Origin of the sequence: Flavivirga eckloniae (assembly GCF_002886045.1) — a bacterium.
Lineage (GTDB): Bacteria > Bacteroidota > Bacteroidia > Flavobacteriales > Flavobacteriaceae > Flavivirga > Flavivirga eckloniae.
The window spans coordinates 254421-271070 of the sequence record NZ_CP025791.1 but is presented as its reverse complement, the minus strand read 5'-3'; the positions used below and the strand labels follow the sequence as shown (position 1 = coordinate 271070).

General features: G+C 33.5%; 12 protein-coding genes. 10 read left to right on the top strand and 2 right to left on the bottom strand.

Annotated features, from left to right (window positions below; all coding sequences use genetic code 11):
* Positions 1 to 86 precede the first annotated feature (86 nt).
* The 4 genes from C1H87_RS01115 (at position 87) to C1H87_RS01100 (ending at position 3746) form a co-directional block, all read left to right on the top strand.
* Entirely contained in the window at positions 87 to 1328 is a 1242-nt protein-coding gene (locus C1H87_RS01115) for a hypothetical protein (protein ID WP_102754053.1), read from the top strand.
* A gap of 20 nt (positions 1329 to 1348) precedes the next feature.
* Positions 1349 to 2452: an alpha/beta hydrolase gene (locus tag C1H87_RS01110; protein ID WP_102754052.1), complete on the top strand. Its 1104-nt coding sequence runs from the start codon at positions 1349 to 1351 to the stop codon at positions 2450 to 2452.
* A gap of 78 nt (positions 2453 to 2530) precedes the next feature.
* Positions 2531 to 2920: a DUF3574 domain-containing protein gene (locus tag C1H87_RS01105; protein WP_102754051.1), complete on the top strand. Its 390-nt coding sequence runs from the start codon at positions 2531 to 2533 to the stop codon at positions 2918 to 2920.
* Between the two features lies 1 nt (position 2921).
* Positions 2922 to 3746 (top strand): GNAT family N-acetyltransferase, encoded by an 825-nt coding sequence (locus tag C1H87_RS01100; protein ID WP_102754050.1) that lies wholly within the window; start codon positions 2922 to 2924, stop codon positions 3744 to 3746.
* A gap of 2 nt (positions 3747 to 3748) precedes the next feature.
* On the opposite strand, the gene C1H87_RS01095 is transcribed toward C1H87_RS01100, so the two are convergent.
* Complete coding sequence (locus tag C1H87_RS01095) at positions 3749 to 4507, bottom strand: slipin family protein (protein WP_102754049.1); 759 nt, start codon at positions 4505 to 4507, stop codon at positions 3749 to 3751.
* Between the two features lie 255 nt (positions 4508 to 4762).
* Here C1H87_RS01095 and C1H87_RS01090 point away from each other — a divergent pair, with 255 nt between their 5' ends.
* From C1H87_RS01090 to C1H87_RS01065, 6 genes are all read left to right on the top strand, one after another.
* The gene (locus tag C1H87_RS01090; RefSeq protein ID WP_102754048.1) at positions 4763 to 6229 is read left to right on the top strand and encodes a metallophosphoesterase family protein; all 1467 of its coding nucleotides are present in this window, start codon (positions 4763 to 4765) and stop codon (positions 6227 to 6229) included.
* 222 nt (positions 6230 to 6451) lie between these two features.
* A complete protein-coding gene (locus C1H87_RS01085; RefSeq protein ID WP_102754047.1) occupies positions 6452 to 7729 on the top strand; it encodes a hypothetical protein in 1278 nt (425 codons plus the stop codon).
* A 414-nt stretch (positions 7730 to 8143) separates the two neighbouring features.
* Positions 8144 to 10081: a ComEC/Rec2 family competence protein gene (locus tag C1H87_RS01080; protein WP_102754046.1), complete on the top strand. Its 1938-nt coding sequence runs from the start codon at positions 8144 to 8146 to the stop codon at positions 10079 to 10081.
* Positions 10082 to 10382: 301 nt separating this feature from the next.
* Positions 10383 to 11477, top strand: coding sequence for a type 1 glutamine amidotransferase domain-containing protein (locus tag C1H87_RS01075; RefSeq protein ID WP_102754045.1), 1095 nt, complete (start codon positions 10383 to 10385; stop codon positions 11475 to 11477).
* A gap of 173 nt (positions 11478 to 11650) precedes the next feature.
* The gene (locus C1H87_RS01070) at positions 11651 to 12595 is read left to right on the top strand and encodes a helix-turn-helix domain-containing protein (protein WP_158655082.1); all 945 of its coding nucleotides are present in this window, start codon (positions 11651 to 11653) and stop codon (positions 12593 to 12595) included.
* A gap of 56 nt (positions 12596 to 12651) precedes the next feature.
* Positions 12652 to 13209, top strand: a complete 558-nt coding sequence (locus C1H87_RS01065; RefSeq protein WP_102754043.1) for a DUF4251 domain-containing protein — start codon at positions 12652 to 12654, stop codon at positions 13207 to 13209.
* On the opposite strand, the gene C1H87_RS01060 is transcribed toward C1H87_RS01065, so the two are convergent.
* A complete protein-coding gene (locus C1H87_RS01060) occupies positions 13210 to 16488 on the bottom strand; it encodes a hypothetical protein (protein ID WP_102754042.1) in 3279 nt (1092 codons plus the stop codon).
* Between the last annotated feature and the right edge of the window lie 162 nt (positions 16489 to 16650).

The following is a 16650-nucleotide window of genomic DNA, read 5'->3' as shown; positions in this document are numbered from 1 at the left end:
CGTTAACCGACTAATAATCCACTAATTAAATATCGTAACGATTCCCAGTCTATTTTTGATTTGGCAATAACAAACAGAATATACTAATGAACAAACGATGTATTAAAAAGATAAACTATGTGGCTATAGTTACAACTCTACTAGGCTTTATGGTATTAGGCTGCCAAAGAGATCGTCCGGTTCCTTTAAACATAAAGGTCGCTGAATTAAAAGGGCTAAACAGATCTTTGGAGTATATTAAAATAAGTTTACCGTTTAAGAAACACTACCAAGAAGAGGGGTATAAAATATATGTTTATTCTAAAGAGAGCAAAGAGAAAATTTGTGCTCAAATTATAAGTACAACAGATGAAGAGGCACAAATTGTTTTCCCAATTTCAATTAAGAAAAATGAAACCAAGGAATATACAATTAAGCCAGAATTGAATAAGCATATTCAAACAGACACCGACTTAAAGATCGTTGGAGATATACCAGATGTTATAGTCGATAATAAATACTTTTCGGCTTCTTTTAAGGCATTTGTCGGTTATAAGCAAGACACATTAGCAGCAGGTCATTTAAGCAGTATTTCATTAAAGGGGTTGGACGATGTGGTATTAGAGAGAAAATCTCCGAATCTTAAAATTCACTGGTCGCCAAATTTTTGCAAGGAAGGCATGACCTATAAAACTATGGCGCATATTACGGCACCAGATTCCCTTTTTGCGTCTACCAAAGGACCCTATCTTTTTAGTTTATCCAGGAACGGTTATGTTAAAGACCATGAGAACATTTACATAAAAGGAACTTACGAGTTATATGCAGGGCTTCCTTATTTAATTTTTAATAGTGAAATCATTTTTAAAGATAGTGACTCTTTAAATCTTTTAAGAAATGATGAAATGACCATGGATAGCTTGTTTACCCATGTTGTTTTTCCTAGGCGCAGTGGTAAAGTGATTGATTTGCCTCTTTACGATGATAATACAATAAGCCATTTGGAAAACAGCCCAATAGCAGACGACGCACCATGGCTAATCTTTTATAACAAAACAAAGTCTTATGCTTACGGTTCTATAAGGCTGTACTATGATAATAAAAACGTTAATGGAGGAATTTCGCCTACCCAGAATAAGCACACAAAAATTACGGCTAGCGCTAATGCGGGAAGGTATTGGAACAGGAGACTCATCGACAGTAAGAATACGTTCGTTCCAAAAGGTAGCAAATACAGTGAGAAAAATGCTTATATCGTTTTTAAGGTTGATGAAGAAGATCCTGTAAAGACCATAAAACACTACTATAAGTGCTTAAAAAATCCTGTTAAAGTAAGCTATGTCCATTAGTTAAATAATAAACCATAAAAATGAAACTTAAAATCTATTTACAATTGTTTTTACTTGCTACACTTGGAGCATGTTCAAATAAACATCATGAATTTTCCATTAAGGAAAACGGAACCATTCATGTACCCGCATACATTTTACCCGAATCATCATTTCTTAGCGATGAGAGTAGAGCCGTTATAAAAAGGCAACGGGAAGAAGAAAAGAAACTCTCTAAACAATGGTCGGTAGTTTGTCCGCTACCCGAAAATCCAAGTAAGGAACAGATATTAGCAAACGAGGATTGTAGTCGCGAACATTTCTATACAACAGCTTTGTATCGTAACGCTATAAATCGATACGATGTTAACATGGAAATAGATACCATAAACGGAGTATATACAGAGGTGTTTACGCCCGCAGGAGGTGTTAAGGAAGAAAACCGCGATCGTGTTTTAATTAGTTTACACTCTGGTGCATTTTTATACGGTTCCCGTACCGCTAGTCGGGTAGAATCTATTCCCATAGCATCAATAGGAGGAATCAAGGTTATTAGTATTGATTATCGGATGGGACCAAAACATCAGTTTCCTGCAGCAAGCGAAGACGTAGCGGCAGTTTATAAAGCACTTTTAAAAACGTACAAGCCTGAAAATATTGGAATTTACGGTTATGCTGCTGGTGGCGCATTAACCACACAAGCACTTGCATGGTTTCTTAAAAAAGAAAACCTGCCACTTCCCGGGGCGGTGGGAATTATTTGTATGGCAGCGGCAGAACCACGTCCCAAAACAGATTCCATGCATATGGTTTCTGCTACGCTTGGATACAATGGTATAGCACCATTTACCGTTTTCGAACCTTATTACGGCACCAACCCAAATTTTGAAGATCCACTATTGGTGCCTTTAAATTCTAAAGAGATATTGTCTAAATTCCCACCCTCGTTATTGATTGTTTCCACCCGCGATTTTCATCTCAGTTCGGTAGTTTATACCCATACACAACTTGTAAAACTAGGAGTAGAGGCAGAGCTCCATGTTTGGGAAGGTTTGGGGCATGTTTTTCTGGCTAATACAGAATTACCAGAATCTAGAGAGGCCTACCAAGTTATTGTTAATTTTTTCAACAAACATTTAGATTGATTTTATGTAATATTTACTTCTTGTTTCTTGTATAGATTGAAATATCATTTATCTTTATTGTAAATGAAATAGGTATTTATGATAAGGTGTATAACACTATTTGTTATTGTTATTTTTGTGGGAATAGGTGTTTCTTGCAATTCAGCAAAATCTAATTTTAATTATGTTAAAACAGAATTATATTTCGGGTTATCTGAAGGCAATGTTGAAATAACAGAAGATAAATGGAAAGATTTTAAAGCTAAATACTTTAGCGTATTGCCTGGCTATACAGAGGTGGATTGTAATGGATTTTGGACGAATCCTAGCAATATTACCGTTTCAGAAAAATGTAAATTGATAATCTATATAAATAAAGGTACCAAAAAAGATAGCACAGACATTGCTAATCTAGTAAACAACTATAAAAGGTTATTCCATCAAGAGTCGGTTCTAAAAGTTCAAACCCATGTAAAAGCATCATTTTAATATGGAAGTAAAACCTTTAGATCATATCGAGTTTTCTAAACTTATGGCATGTTTTTTAAAAGCATTCGAAAACTACTTTGTAAAAATGCCAACAGATCATCAATTTTATAAGGAACGTTGGAAAATGGCCAAAGTACGTTTGGATTTATCTTATGGCATGTTCGACAACGAAACGTTGGTAGGGTTTATCATCAATGCAATAGACGAACGCTATGGGGAATTAATCGCTTTTAATACAGGCACCGGAGTTCTTCCGCAATATAGAGGGCAACGCATCATCAATACTATATATAAGCATGCCATTCCAGAATTAAAATCTAAAGGCATTTTTAAATGTACATTGGAAGTTATTAAGGAAAACACCATAGCCATAAAGACTTACGAACGTATTGGCTTTAAAATCACTAAAAACTATAAATGCTATAGCGGTTCTTTAGGTATTAAAGATGGCGTGAGCAATTTTGAATTAAAACAAGTAGACGCATCATATTTTACCTGGGGAGAACTACATCAAGACACCTATTCTTGGGACAATCATATTAATACCATTGCTAGAGGGAATTATCATTTTTATAGTGTGCTCGCAGATGGTAAACCAGAGTCCTATTTTATTATCAATCCCGAAAATGGCTATATAGCCCAGTTTAATGTTTTAAATGATAGTCCTAAAAACTGGGATAGATTATTTGAAGCCATAAGCAATGTTTCTAATGCCATAAAAATCAATAATGTTGATGAGCAATTAACCTCGAAAGTTAATGCTCTAAACATTGCAGGGCTACAAAATACAGTAGATCAATATGAGATGTCGTTTAGTTTGGATTAGACTTATTTCTTCTTCTTTTTCTTCTTATTATTTGCTTTCCTTGGTAACACTTCCTCAGGGAAAGGAAAAAGGATGGTAGAATTCTTTTCGGCCGCAATATTCGATAAAGTTTGATAAAGTCTTAGTTTAATCGCAGATGGCGATTGATCTATAAGTTTACCTGCCTCAAGTAATTTTCCAGCCGCTTGTTCCTCTGCCAAAGCTAAAATAATGCGGGCACGTCTGGAGCGTTCGGCTTCAGCCTGATTTGCCATCATACGCCTCATATTTTCTGGTAACTGAATATCTTTAATCTTAACATCGTTAATATCGATACCCCATTCTTTCGTCTCTATTTCAACGATACTTTTTATATTTTTACCCATCTCTTCGCGCTTCGATAAAATAGTATCCAATTCTACCTTACCACAAACATCCCTTAAAGCTGCCTGTGCCAGTTGGGTAATAGCAAATTTGTATTCTTCAACCTCTAATACAGCACGCTCCGGGTCGTTAATTTTAAAGAATAACACCCCATCAATACTACAAGGTACGTTATCCTCCGTCATCACTTCTTGAGAAACGATGTTAATGGTAATAACCCGAATATCTACTATTTGAATCGTTTCAATGATTGGGATAACCCACCTAAAACCAGGTTTCAAGGTTTTGATGTATTTACCAAATCTAAATTTTGGAGCTCGTTTATATTCGTATACAATACGTATTCCTGCAAAAAGGAAAATAATAATAACAACACTTAATATTTGTATAGGATTCATGATTATAAAAATTTAGTCTAAAATTTTAGCTGCATTATAGCCCGAATAGCTAGCAGAATTCATTAAGTATTCACATAAACTAAATACTTATAAAGTAGCATTTTAAGATACGAAAAAAAAGGGAGCTTAAAAAGCAATTTAAAGTAAACTGGTATTAAAAAATCTCGTTATAAATTATATGTTTATAACCACAAAATATGCGGATAAACCACAGCGTTGTGTAAACGTTTTTAGGTAAATTGAACAAAAACACTCATGGATATACCAAAAGAACAAATCGAAGAATTTAAAAAGCTAATAGAATCTGATGAAAGTATTAAATCTGACATTGAGAAACTATTGAATTATTTGCCTTATTGTGAATATGAGCTCATTATTTATATGATTGAGAAAAAAGTATGGAAGGGAAATAGACCAAAGCCACCAAAAGATTTTAAGAAGGGAAGTGGTAGTATAGAGTTGGGATTATTTCTGTATTGGCTTAAAAATCCGAAAGAGATAGATTTGAGTAGTTTTACACTTGGTGAGGCTCTGGCAATTTTAGCTGTTATAGCAGCTTTAAACTATATGCTAGCAGATTCAAAAATAGATGAAACGAATTATGACTTTTTTAAGAATGGAGATGAATTAATTTATTTGGATGGGAGTGTTTTAAGTATAGAAAAATATGCAACCTACGACCAAGGATGGTTTATTGCGTTTATTAATCTAGTTGAAACGACCTCTCGATTTCTTTGGTATAATAACGGTAAATTTCCAACCACGCCACCACCGCGTATCAAGATAGAAGGAAAACAGAAAAATACAGTTTCCATAGCCTTGCTTGGTGATTGGGGTGCTGGAAATTTGGCAGCAAAAGAAGTGATGGCTCGTATTTCGGTTTTAAAACCCGATTACATAATGCATCTGGGTGATGTTTATTATTCGGGAACACCAAGTAAAGGGAAACATTATTTTTCTCTGGGAGAAGAGTATAAAAACCTACTTGATTTATGGCCCAAAGGCTATGTAGGTAAATCATTTACACTCAATTCAAACCATGAAATGTACAGTGGCGCTAATGGTTTGTTTATCGATGCACTCAAATCAGCCGGAACACCTTTTGTAGCACAGTATGGGGCAAGTTGTTTTGCGTTAGATTTTGATGGATATACGTTGCTAGGACTAGATACTGCTTATATGGGAAAAGTAAAAGATGCATTTATGATAGGGAGTATAGGGAAGCCTTCTGGTTTTCAAAGTCAATGGATTAAGAATTTGAAATTAGATCCAAAGAAAACCATTGTTTTCTCACATCATAACGGATTTGCAGATGATTGTACTTCGGTTTCTCCTTTATGGAGCGAAATAAGAGAAGTCCTAGGAGATGATCCATTTGCCTGGTATTGGGGACATGTACATAATGGTATAGTTTACGATATGCCCATGCATATTCCAGATAAGAATGGAGAAGGCAATGGCTTTTCTACAACAACTTATGCACGTTGTTTGGGGCATGCCGCACTACCATATGGAGATGGAGAATCTTTGCAAGACAAACCAATTACCTGGAGAGCCCAAAATAAGCGAACCGATAAACCAAAAGAATTGTATAACGGATTTGCTATGCTTACATTAAAGTCCAATGGAGGTGCTGTTAACAGTATTTTAGAGCAATTTTACGATACCAGTTCAAAGGCACAACCGGTGTATCAAAAGCATTTAGGTAAAAACGAATCTTAACTTTTCTGCTATTCAAAATAGTTTAAGAGTAAAATGTAATCCTACTACGCTCTTAATTCAATATAATAGAAACCATGCAAGCAATATTCAGTTTAATTAGAATTTTAGCCTATTCACCATCAAAAATCGCAAATTCACCATAATTTATTTAAAAAGCTTTGTCAATTCCTTTAATTTGCACCAAAAATTTACCCAACATTCAATTAAAAACCTATTTATGCTATGTCAATAAAGAAATGTATTGCCTTAATATTAATCACAATAAATTTATTCTATTTAAGCTGTGAAAGTAGTGATGATAACCCAAATCCCAATCCCGATGGAGAAACCCCTTCTGGAAGCTCTGTGAATTTTGAAGAAGCTTTATTTGAAACCTTTACTTTATCGGAAATAGATGAACATCACAATAAAGATACTTCAATTAAAAATCCGAAATTAACTAACGGTATACCCCAAGAAAAAGGAAAGATTACCATAGAACTGGATTATACTACAATTACTAAATTTAGCCTTAAAGCGGTAGGTTTTAAAACTTCAGATTTTACTATTTCTCCAAAAGTAGGAGAACAAAGTATTGTTGCAGGAGAAATGATAACATATACCATAAGATCTACTAAAGATGACTCCGTTTTACTGCAATACGACGTTTTGGTAACTGTAAAGGATATAGTTATTGATCCAGCCGATGAAAAAATTTCAATTAGTAAGATTAGTTTTTTAAAAGCTAAAAATGAAGGTTTTGATGAAGATGTAAGTACTACAGATATAAGAAAACGAAACTTCGGTAACTTTAATTCTTCTGTTACAGCATTAGCAGTACCAGATGGAACCGATTTTTCCAAATTGGTAGCAACGGTAGACTTTGAAGGAAGTTATATTACATACCATACGGATATAAATGGAGATCATGCAGATTTTAAAGAACTAAAAGAAGATACTGTTTTAAACTTCAAATACCCAAACCGAGTTTTTTTTAGAGTTTACAATAGCGATAAATCTAAATATCATGAATATTATGTTTATGTAGACATTAAAAACCCTATTGTTTTTGATGAGTCGAGCGTAACCATAAATGATGGAAAACCAGTATCTAGAACCAATACCTTCAACAATGTTATTGGCTTTACAAACCAAGGAAATTACCCTATAACACACAGTCGTGTAATTGCCCATAACATTGAAGTTACGAAAACTCCAGAAAAAGATCCGATAAACTATTATTCCCATATTAGCTTGCGAGGAGACAATGATATTCATACAGGTGAAAAAGGAAGGTTATACATTCAAACTAATTTTCCGGGTAATTTAATTTGGGCGACACCTTCGCCATACAACCCTGGTATTACTACCTATACAGTAAATGTTCAGTTTAGAACGATGTTTAATTACGAAAAGATCATTACTTATAATCCCAACAGTGCTATTAATGGTAGCGACTTCTATCTATACGATCCTGTAGAAATTGAAGTAAAAGCTAGCGTATTTGCACTTAATAACTAATTAGTGCCTTTATTGCATCAAAAACTTATTTAGTTTTTAATAATGCCAGAGTAAAATTTACTCTGGCATTTGCATTTTAAATAATACTTAATACTTAATATACTTCTCATTAAAGTTAACTATCCGTTTTACTTTAAACGATTTTAACGAAATAGTATCAGAGGCATTATGTATGTTAATATGTGTATTACAGGGTAATTCATTGAAAACATAAGGCTTATATATTTTTCGTATATTTGATTTTGTAGTTTATTTATTACAATGATTACTGTCTCCCTGTAAAAAATATAACCATATATTGATGATTCCCTTTCATAGGACGTTTTTATCATCACTATCTTTAAAGCTATATTTTTTTAGAAATAATTATTAGTTGCTAACTAATGTGTAATAATTATTAAAAAATTAAAAGTTATGGCAAAAGGATGGATAAGAGCTTATAGTGATGAATATGGTTTCTTTAAAAATAAAAAACACGAACGAAAAGACCGTTCAATCTTCAGGAAAGCATTTACCACGGTGCTATACGAACAAGCCGATGAGCATTCCTTAGTTCTTAAAACTTTAAAATGGGGTGATGAAGTTATACTTCCAGACGGCATTGGTTCAGATTCTTGGACAAAAACAATTTATAATGGACAGGAAGGATTCGTTAGGCGCTGGCACCTTGTAGAAATTGGGTTTTTGGCAAAAGATCCTTCCGATAATAAATCGCCATATACAACAAGATTAAAATTAAAAAACACAGAATATAAAAAGGAATTACTTTGGGGTGATTTAATTCAAATTACAAAGCGAGAAGCCGATGTATGTCACGTTAGAGCTAGAGGCTGGTATGGTAAATTAGCTCCATACCTTATACAAGAAAATGGGATTCTAGATGTTAGTTTTATTGATGTTGGACAAGGCGATGGTCTTCTGGTAAGATTTCCCGAAGGGAAACATATGCTAATTGATGGTGGTCTGGAACGTGTCAACCAAATGACAGGTAAAAATGCTGCAGATTTTGTTGATTGGAAGTTCTTTTTCGATTACGGCGATTATTGTATTCGGTTGGATGCTATGATGGCTTCTCATTGCGACGCCGACCATTATGGAGGGCTTTGGGATATGATTAAACGGGATCCAGAAGTTGACGAGGAAATTGATTGTATTGATTTTGAAGCCAAAGCGTTTTATCATGCTGGATTGTCTACATGGGTAAAAAAAGACAATACTCATAAGGACAAACTAGGACCTACCGACGACGGTTGGTTTGTGAGACTTTTAGAGGATAGGGAAGATGCCGAACGTTGTATGAATAAAACCAATGAAGATACTTTAAATGGTGATTGGAAGAGTTTTATAAAAAAAATTCTAGCCTTAGAAGAGCAAACACCATTTTTTAGAGTAGGAGTAAAGGCTGAAGATCTTGCAGATAATAAGGAATTACCAGAAATATGGAAAGACGATGTATCATGCAACATTAAAGTTTTAGGACCTGTAACCCAGAATAAAAATGGAAAAATAGCCTTAAAAGATCTTGGTGATACTGGTAAGAATAAAAATGGACATAGTATATGTTTGCGTCTCGATTACGGAAATGCACGTATTTTATTAACAGGCGATTTAAACACAGCGAGTATGAATTGGCTTTCTGAAGCTTATGGAGACAGAATAGATAATTTTAATTGCGATGTAGCCAAAGCTTGTCATCACGGCAGTCATGATATATCTTATAAGTTTTTAAAGCACATCAACGCTGGAGCTACCATAATTTCTTCGGGTGATGCTGAGGGTTATTCACACCCCAGACCAGAAATAGTTGCTGCTAGTGCAGTAACGGGGCATATGGATGTCGATTTGGAAAACGATAGATTAAGAACGCCATTAATCTATATGACCGAAATTGAGCGTTCGGTTTCTCTAGGAAAGGTTAGTCATATAAAAATACAGAACCACCCAAATAATGATGGTTCGGTTACCGACAAAGCCATATTAGCTTTAAAAAAGAGAAACATTACCAACAGCGCACTACTTTCTGAAGATGAACGTGATACGTTAGATGATATTATGGATAAAAATGAAAAAAAGGCATTTAAAAAAGACATTTTAGATCGCGAAAAAGCACTGTTATTATCTACAGAAACGGCACATCAAGTATTTAACACCAATGCACAATACCATTATAAAAGTGTGCATAAACTGTTTTCCATTAAATATGGCACTAAACCAGTTAAAAAGACCCGTATTTTAACCAAAAACCATTATGGTTTGGTAAATGTAAGAACTGATGGAGAAACCATTATGTGTGCAACAATGAAAGAATCTGGTGAAGGATGGACTATACATACGTTTCCTGCCAGATTTTAAATAGTTCATTATAGATCGTATACTAAAAATCTATAGTTTGACCTTCTTCAAATTCTATATTAACCCCACCATCAATTTGCGTTATTTATGGGGTAGTAATTCCCTTGAAATTACTTAACAGCAAATTCTTTTTTCCCATTATGCCTGCTAGTTTGATCTATGTTAAATCTTTAAATACACATACGCTTCATAAGATTTAATAAACCTTTAAAATCATATTTTACTCTGACGGAATTATCATTCCGACAGTGTTTACGGGGTACTTTGCCTTATTTAGCCCAATAATTATAAAATAACTGTTATGTTTAAAAAATACCGCATTCTTAAATGGATCCTCATTTCTATAACCTGTTTAATCCTTATAGTTGTTTCTTTTGGAGTATGGTTTATGAGTTTAATACCTTCAAAAGAGATTAATGTAGAAACTACTTTAGCAAAAAATTTACCATACCTCTCTGAAAACATTCAACCCGAACGAGGTAAAATTTTAGCCGTGGTTACCAGTGTAAATACTATGGGGGCAGAAGGAAAGAAAACAGGCTACGAATTAACAGAGCTATCACGTGCCTATTATGTGTTTCAAGCCAATGGTTTCGAAGTAGATGTAGCCAGTCCGTTAGGAGGTAAACCACGTGTTATTATAGATGACGACGATATGGGAGTTTTCGATTATGCCTTTTTAAACGATTCGATTGCACAATTTAAAACAAGCAACACCATACCAACAAAAGATGTGATAGCAGAAGACTATGAAGCTGTTTATTTCGTAGGTGGAAAGGGAGCTATGTTCGATTTTCCAGAGAACAAAGCCATCCAATCTATAGTTCGCAACTATTATCAATCCAATAAAGTTGTCGGAGCTGTTTGTCATGGTCCAGCCGCATTGGTTAATGTGACTTTAGATGATGGTACCCCGTTATTAGAAAATAAAATGGTAAGCAGTTTTACAAACGATGAAGAACTATTACTCATACCAGATGCAAAATCGTTATTTCCTTTTCTTTTGCAAGATAAACTCGTTTCTCAAGGGGCTCGTTTTAATGAAGGCCCGATGTATTTGGAAAAAATCAGTCATCATAAAAACCTTATCACAGGTCAAAACCCTTGGTCTACTTGGAGTTTAGCAGAAACTATGATTAAACAATTAGGCTATACACCAAAACACCGGGAAATTACTGCCGAAGAAAATGCGGTAAAAGTTCTGCATGTTTATGAAACAGAAGGGACAGATAAAGCTAAAGACATGATAAAAACCATGTCTGTAAAAGAAAAGAAACAGATAAAAAGGGTACTAATAGCATCACATAGTATAATTGCAGCTATGAAAGGAGATATCGGACGTTTTTTCGATATGATTGGTTTAACATCTTACGCAAAAAAGCATAGTTCCGTATAAGAAAAATATAATTAAATTTGATAAAAATAAGCTAATTGGGGTTTTCGGAAATACTTCTTATTATTATAAGCAGTGCAGGACTTTTGCATGGGGTGCTATTTGCCGTTTATTTATGTTTTATTAAAAAGAAAAGAACATTACCAAACCTTCTGCTGGGGCTAATTCTCATTTTTATGGCTTTTAGAATTGGTAAATCGGTGATGCTTAATTTTGGCAACGATTTAGAGCCTCTATTTATTTTCGCAGGACTAGCTTTTTTATTGCTCATTGGCCCCTTATTAAGATGGTATGTTTTAGGAATGACCCATTTTAGTTTTAAATTTTCGAACCGCTATTTACTAGAAGTGTTACCCTTTGCTTTGGTATTTATAATGAGCTTTTTTATTAAGGAAAACTGGTTTGATGAAAACAACAAACAGGCCATCATTGTGTTTGGTAGTGTGCTTATATTTATTTACCTGCACTTTGCTTTCTATATATTTATATCCGGTAGGTTATTGTATAAAATTAAGAAGAGGTACAAAGCAGTAGTACTAACAAAATCCCAAAAAGCCATATTTGAATGGTTGCATGTGCTAATTATAGGTTTTATTGTTATTTGGGTTTCGTATTTTTTAAATATTATAGAAAATACAATCCCCTATATTACAGGGCCTATTGTTTACTCCATTGCAGTTTACTTTCTGAGTTATAAAGCCTTTCAATTAAAAATAACCGACATTGATGGTGATGTATTTAAAAAGAACGATAATGAATCGTTGTTTGGCAGAATATCTAAACTAATTGTAGAAAAGCAATTATATCTTGAATCGGATTTATCGCTTTCAAGTTTGAGTAAAAGGCTAGGGGTTAGTACACAAAAAGCTTCCGAAGTTATAAACCAATACGCTAAACAAAATTTTAATGACTTTATAAATTATTACCGTATTCAAGATGCAAAAAAAATGCTCTTAGATGTAAACCATCAAAACTACACCATAGCTTCAATTGCTTTCGATATAGGTTTTAGCAGCCTGTCTTCCTTTAATGGTGCCTTTAAGAAGTTTGAAGACACCACGCCTTCAGCCTATAGAAAAAAGGGTGTAAAACAGACATTTAACAATCCTGATATTGAATAAAATATTTTTTCCTGTAAATATTTTGTAACTTAGAGACAGTTTAATTTCTAATAAAAATGAGATTTGTTTATTTTTTTATCGGCATTATTATCATGACTTACTCTTGTAAGTCATCTAAAACTGTAGCGACCCAGGCAGAAATTGATTTTTTAAGTACTACTGTAAAAAACAAAAAGTTTAATATCGAGTCTATTTGGGCTTACCCACAAGTAACAAATGCGATGCAGCAAGTTCTTAATTCCGGGTTGTTGCAACCGGGCAGTACGGCGAATGCAATTTCTTTAATTGGAAACGATAATTTTTTGACCATAAATGGTGATAGCATCTCATCCTTTTTGCCATATTTTGGAGAAAGACAGATGCAAATAGCTTATAATGGTGGCGATAGCGCCATACAGTTTAAAGGTATTGTAGAAAACTATGAAGCAGTTCAAAATAAGGACAACAGTTACGCTATTACGTTTCAGGCTAGAAGTAACTCGGAAAGTTTTCAAGTGTACATTAAACTATTTCCTAGTTTAAAAACACATATGACTTTAAATGGAAACTCTCGATTTTCAATTAGTTACTCCGGAAGTTTGGAGCCAATTCCTCAAGAAGAGGAGGTTGAATAATTAATCACTTTTGCCTAATATTTTATTTATAGCCTTACTGGTTGTTGGATGCTTGAGCATTTTCTTCATAAAATCATGAGCTTTCTTAGTAATCATTCTACTCATTGGAGGCTCAATTATTGGTGTGTTTTTTCCAATATAAGTTCTAATTGTGTCATCATTTCTAATGACATATTTATGCATCGTAATATTAGTCGAATCAACCCCTTTTCCAAAATCAAGCGATTTTCCGTAAATTGATTTTATGTCTTCTACCGTAAATCTGTGAGGTAAATAAATTGTTTCAAAACTAATAAGAGAATCTTTCTCAGCAATACGTTGCAATTCATTCTTAATATAAAGAGGCATCATTTCTGTAGACGCTACAGAGTTTAAAATAGCATTAATTTCGGTATTATCATTTGTTTCATTAACGGCAATACCCTTTAATTCCGGATCTTCTTTCACATACTTCTCTACAGTATACTTTATATATTGGGTTTTATCATTCACTATATTTATAAAAACATTTTTCTGATTTAAATCCTTATAATCTTTTACATCTTCATAGCAATTAATGGCCTTAAACAATTTATAAGCTGAAAGCAATCCGGAGTTTTCATAGATGCCACCATCGTTAAAATGCCCGATTGTTTCAATTTTAGCCGCTGGGCTTATTCCGGGAAACCTATTAGATGTCGATGCAGCATCATAATAACTTAATGTTTTATAAGCGCCATCTTTCTTAATGTCTAAAACATTGTTGGCACCGTGATAAAGCAACGATTCCAAGTTAGAGTCGTCTACTTTCACACTTACTGCCATGCCTTGATTACCCAAAACATTTGTTGAATTAGCTATTAAAACGGGGAAACGCTTACCTTGTTTCTCGTAAAGAGTTTTCCAAAACTCCCTATAAGAGGTCGGTTTACAAATTTGGTCACAATTTCCCGAAAGCTCAGCATAAACATTCATTGCCTTGGTTGAACGATCATACCCCCTTAAATCAAAATAAGGCACGAACAAATGATTAAAAGAATCTCTTCCTAAAATATGAGTAATATCTAATGATAAAATGTCTGATGTAGATATACTGTCAATGCTATTTGTCCATTTATGCTGATCTTTTACGCCATTTATAATGGCAGCCATATTAATAAAGCCAATCGTACCTCCTGAAGCCCCAGAAATCCCTATAGTTTTATCAAAAAATGTATTTTCCTTTTCGTAAAGCTCATTTAATACAGTTAAAGTCCAAGCATTGGCTTTCATGCCGCCGCCATAAGCTCCAATATAATACCTGGTAGAATCATCATTAGGAAGATTATCCACATATTGCATTAAACTAACATGTTCATCAAGACTACTATTTTCAATGAGATTTAAAGTAAAAAGTTCATTACTATAAGCTCTTCCTAATCTATTGGCACCAAATAACACAAAAAAGGATATGAAGAGTAAAAAATTAAACCGCGATTTATTTCTAATCGCAAACTTTTCGCGGGAGAAGTTATAGTAAATAAAGTTTTTGGTGATTCCAACTAAGATACCATAGAATAAGAAAAGATATGACAGAATGATAAGTATGGGATTGAAAATAAGCGCTGCCGAATCATTAATATTTATAACAAGAATGAATATGGCATTAAGAAAACCAATAAAAACAGTTACTTGAAGGTACACAATGTTATTGCTTAAAGCACCAAAGGAAAGCGCTCTAAAAAACTTAAACAATATATTGTTTTTAACGAAATCATGTTTATCAAAAAAGTCTGTAATTTTGTTTTTATACGTTGTTATTTGTTCTTGGGTTACTTTTTTCTCGCCTACATGTGTTTTAACATCAATAACCCTTAAAATATAAAAAGCGTTTAGAACAACAGAATTCTTCTCGTCAAAGAAAGTAAACCTAAAAACCGAGCGGAAGGTTCTATAATAAACATAAGTAATCATTTGCATTCCAATACAAATAAGACTGCCAACTGCAATTGTGCAGGAATAATTAGGGGTAGAGGTATAGAATAAAACGAACAGGCTAATATGAGCTAAAAAAGTAATTAATAAAACAACTAAGTACTGGTTTATCCATTTATTTATGGCCATAAGTTTATCATCAGCGTCAGGCGTATTCTCGTCACTTTCACTTTCTAAAGTCTTATCTTGAACTTCATTTCCGTTGTCCTGAATAATTTGCTCTTGCTTTCTCGTATAATCTCCATCATAGAAATCCGGTAAGCTTTCGTACAAATAGTGATAATTAGCATCTAACCATTTGTTTTTTTCTTTTCTAAAATAGTAAAGTAATAAAGTACCAACCCCAAAAAGAGCCATACAAATGCTTGAAATAGAAACTTTCCAATCAAAATTTATTTCAGAAGTATACCCCACAAAATAAAATAAAGCACAATAGAATAAGATGCCAAGCAGCCTAAAGAAAAAGTTTAAATACCCAACAACGACCGGCTTCTCTTTTTTTTCTTGTTCTTTAGCAAGCTCAACACTATTTGGAGGTTTTGCCTTGCTTTTGTACATAATAGTACTAAACAAACCAAGTCTGATCTTAGCTTTGTACCAGTCTCGTAGTTTTCCATCAATATTGAAATAACTGGGGTAATGTGCTAAAACCACAGCATATATAGGTGCCATTAAAAGTAAAAATACAAGGTTTAGCGGTTTCTCATAAAGATTAACAACAATAGAGTTTACCTGTGGAGCCCTAGGCAGAAAAACACCAATTACCGCTAAAATAAGGAGGCTATATATAGAAGATTTTAAAAACCCAATAAAAGTGGGAAAAAAACTTTGGAAGTATTGATAAGCAATAACAATTAAAGTAGAGAGAAAGATTAAAGCATACAATCCTGTTTTAATAGCGACTATGGTTTCGTTGTATTCAAAACACAAATAGTAGCCATTTTCAATAGTATCGAAAACCCACGCCAAGATAGCTACCCCTGTAAAAACATGAAAGCAGAGCTCTCCAAACCTTGTAAATTTCGATTTTTGGTAAAATTTATATACCAATTTCCAAACGATCCACACCAATAAAAAAGCAAAAATAAAATCTAGTATAAAATAAGCATAGTACGCATAAAGGGATTGGTTGTCTATTAATAACTCCTCAACTTGACTAGGGGATAAGTTAGTGGTGAATTGTGGAGAATCAATCATACCTGGTATAACACATAAACTTCCAATAATTACCATTATAAGAACTAACCCCAATAAAAATCGAAAATGGTATTTAGATATTTTACTATTCGTAAAATAATTCAATCCTGTTTTTGAAAAACCTGTCATTCTATAAAATATTGATTTGAAGCACAATATAATCAATTATAAATATTAAGAGCGTAAATTCCTTCAAAACTAATGTTAAATTATTCACACTAAACTGTAACGAAATAAAGAATTGATTTAAGGTGGGTTTTGAAAGAAAATTAAGTTAAGAATAACTTGTAT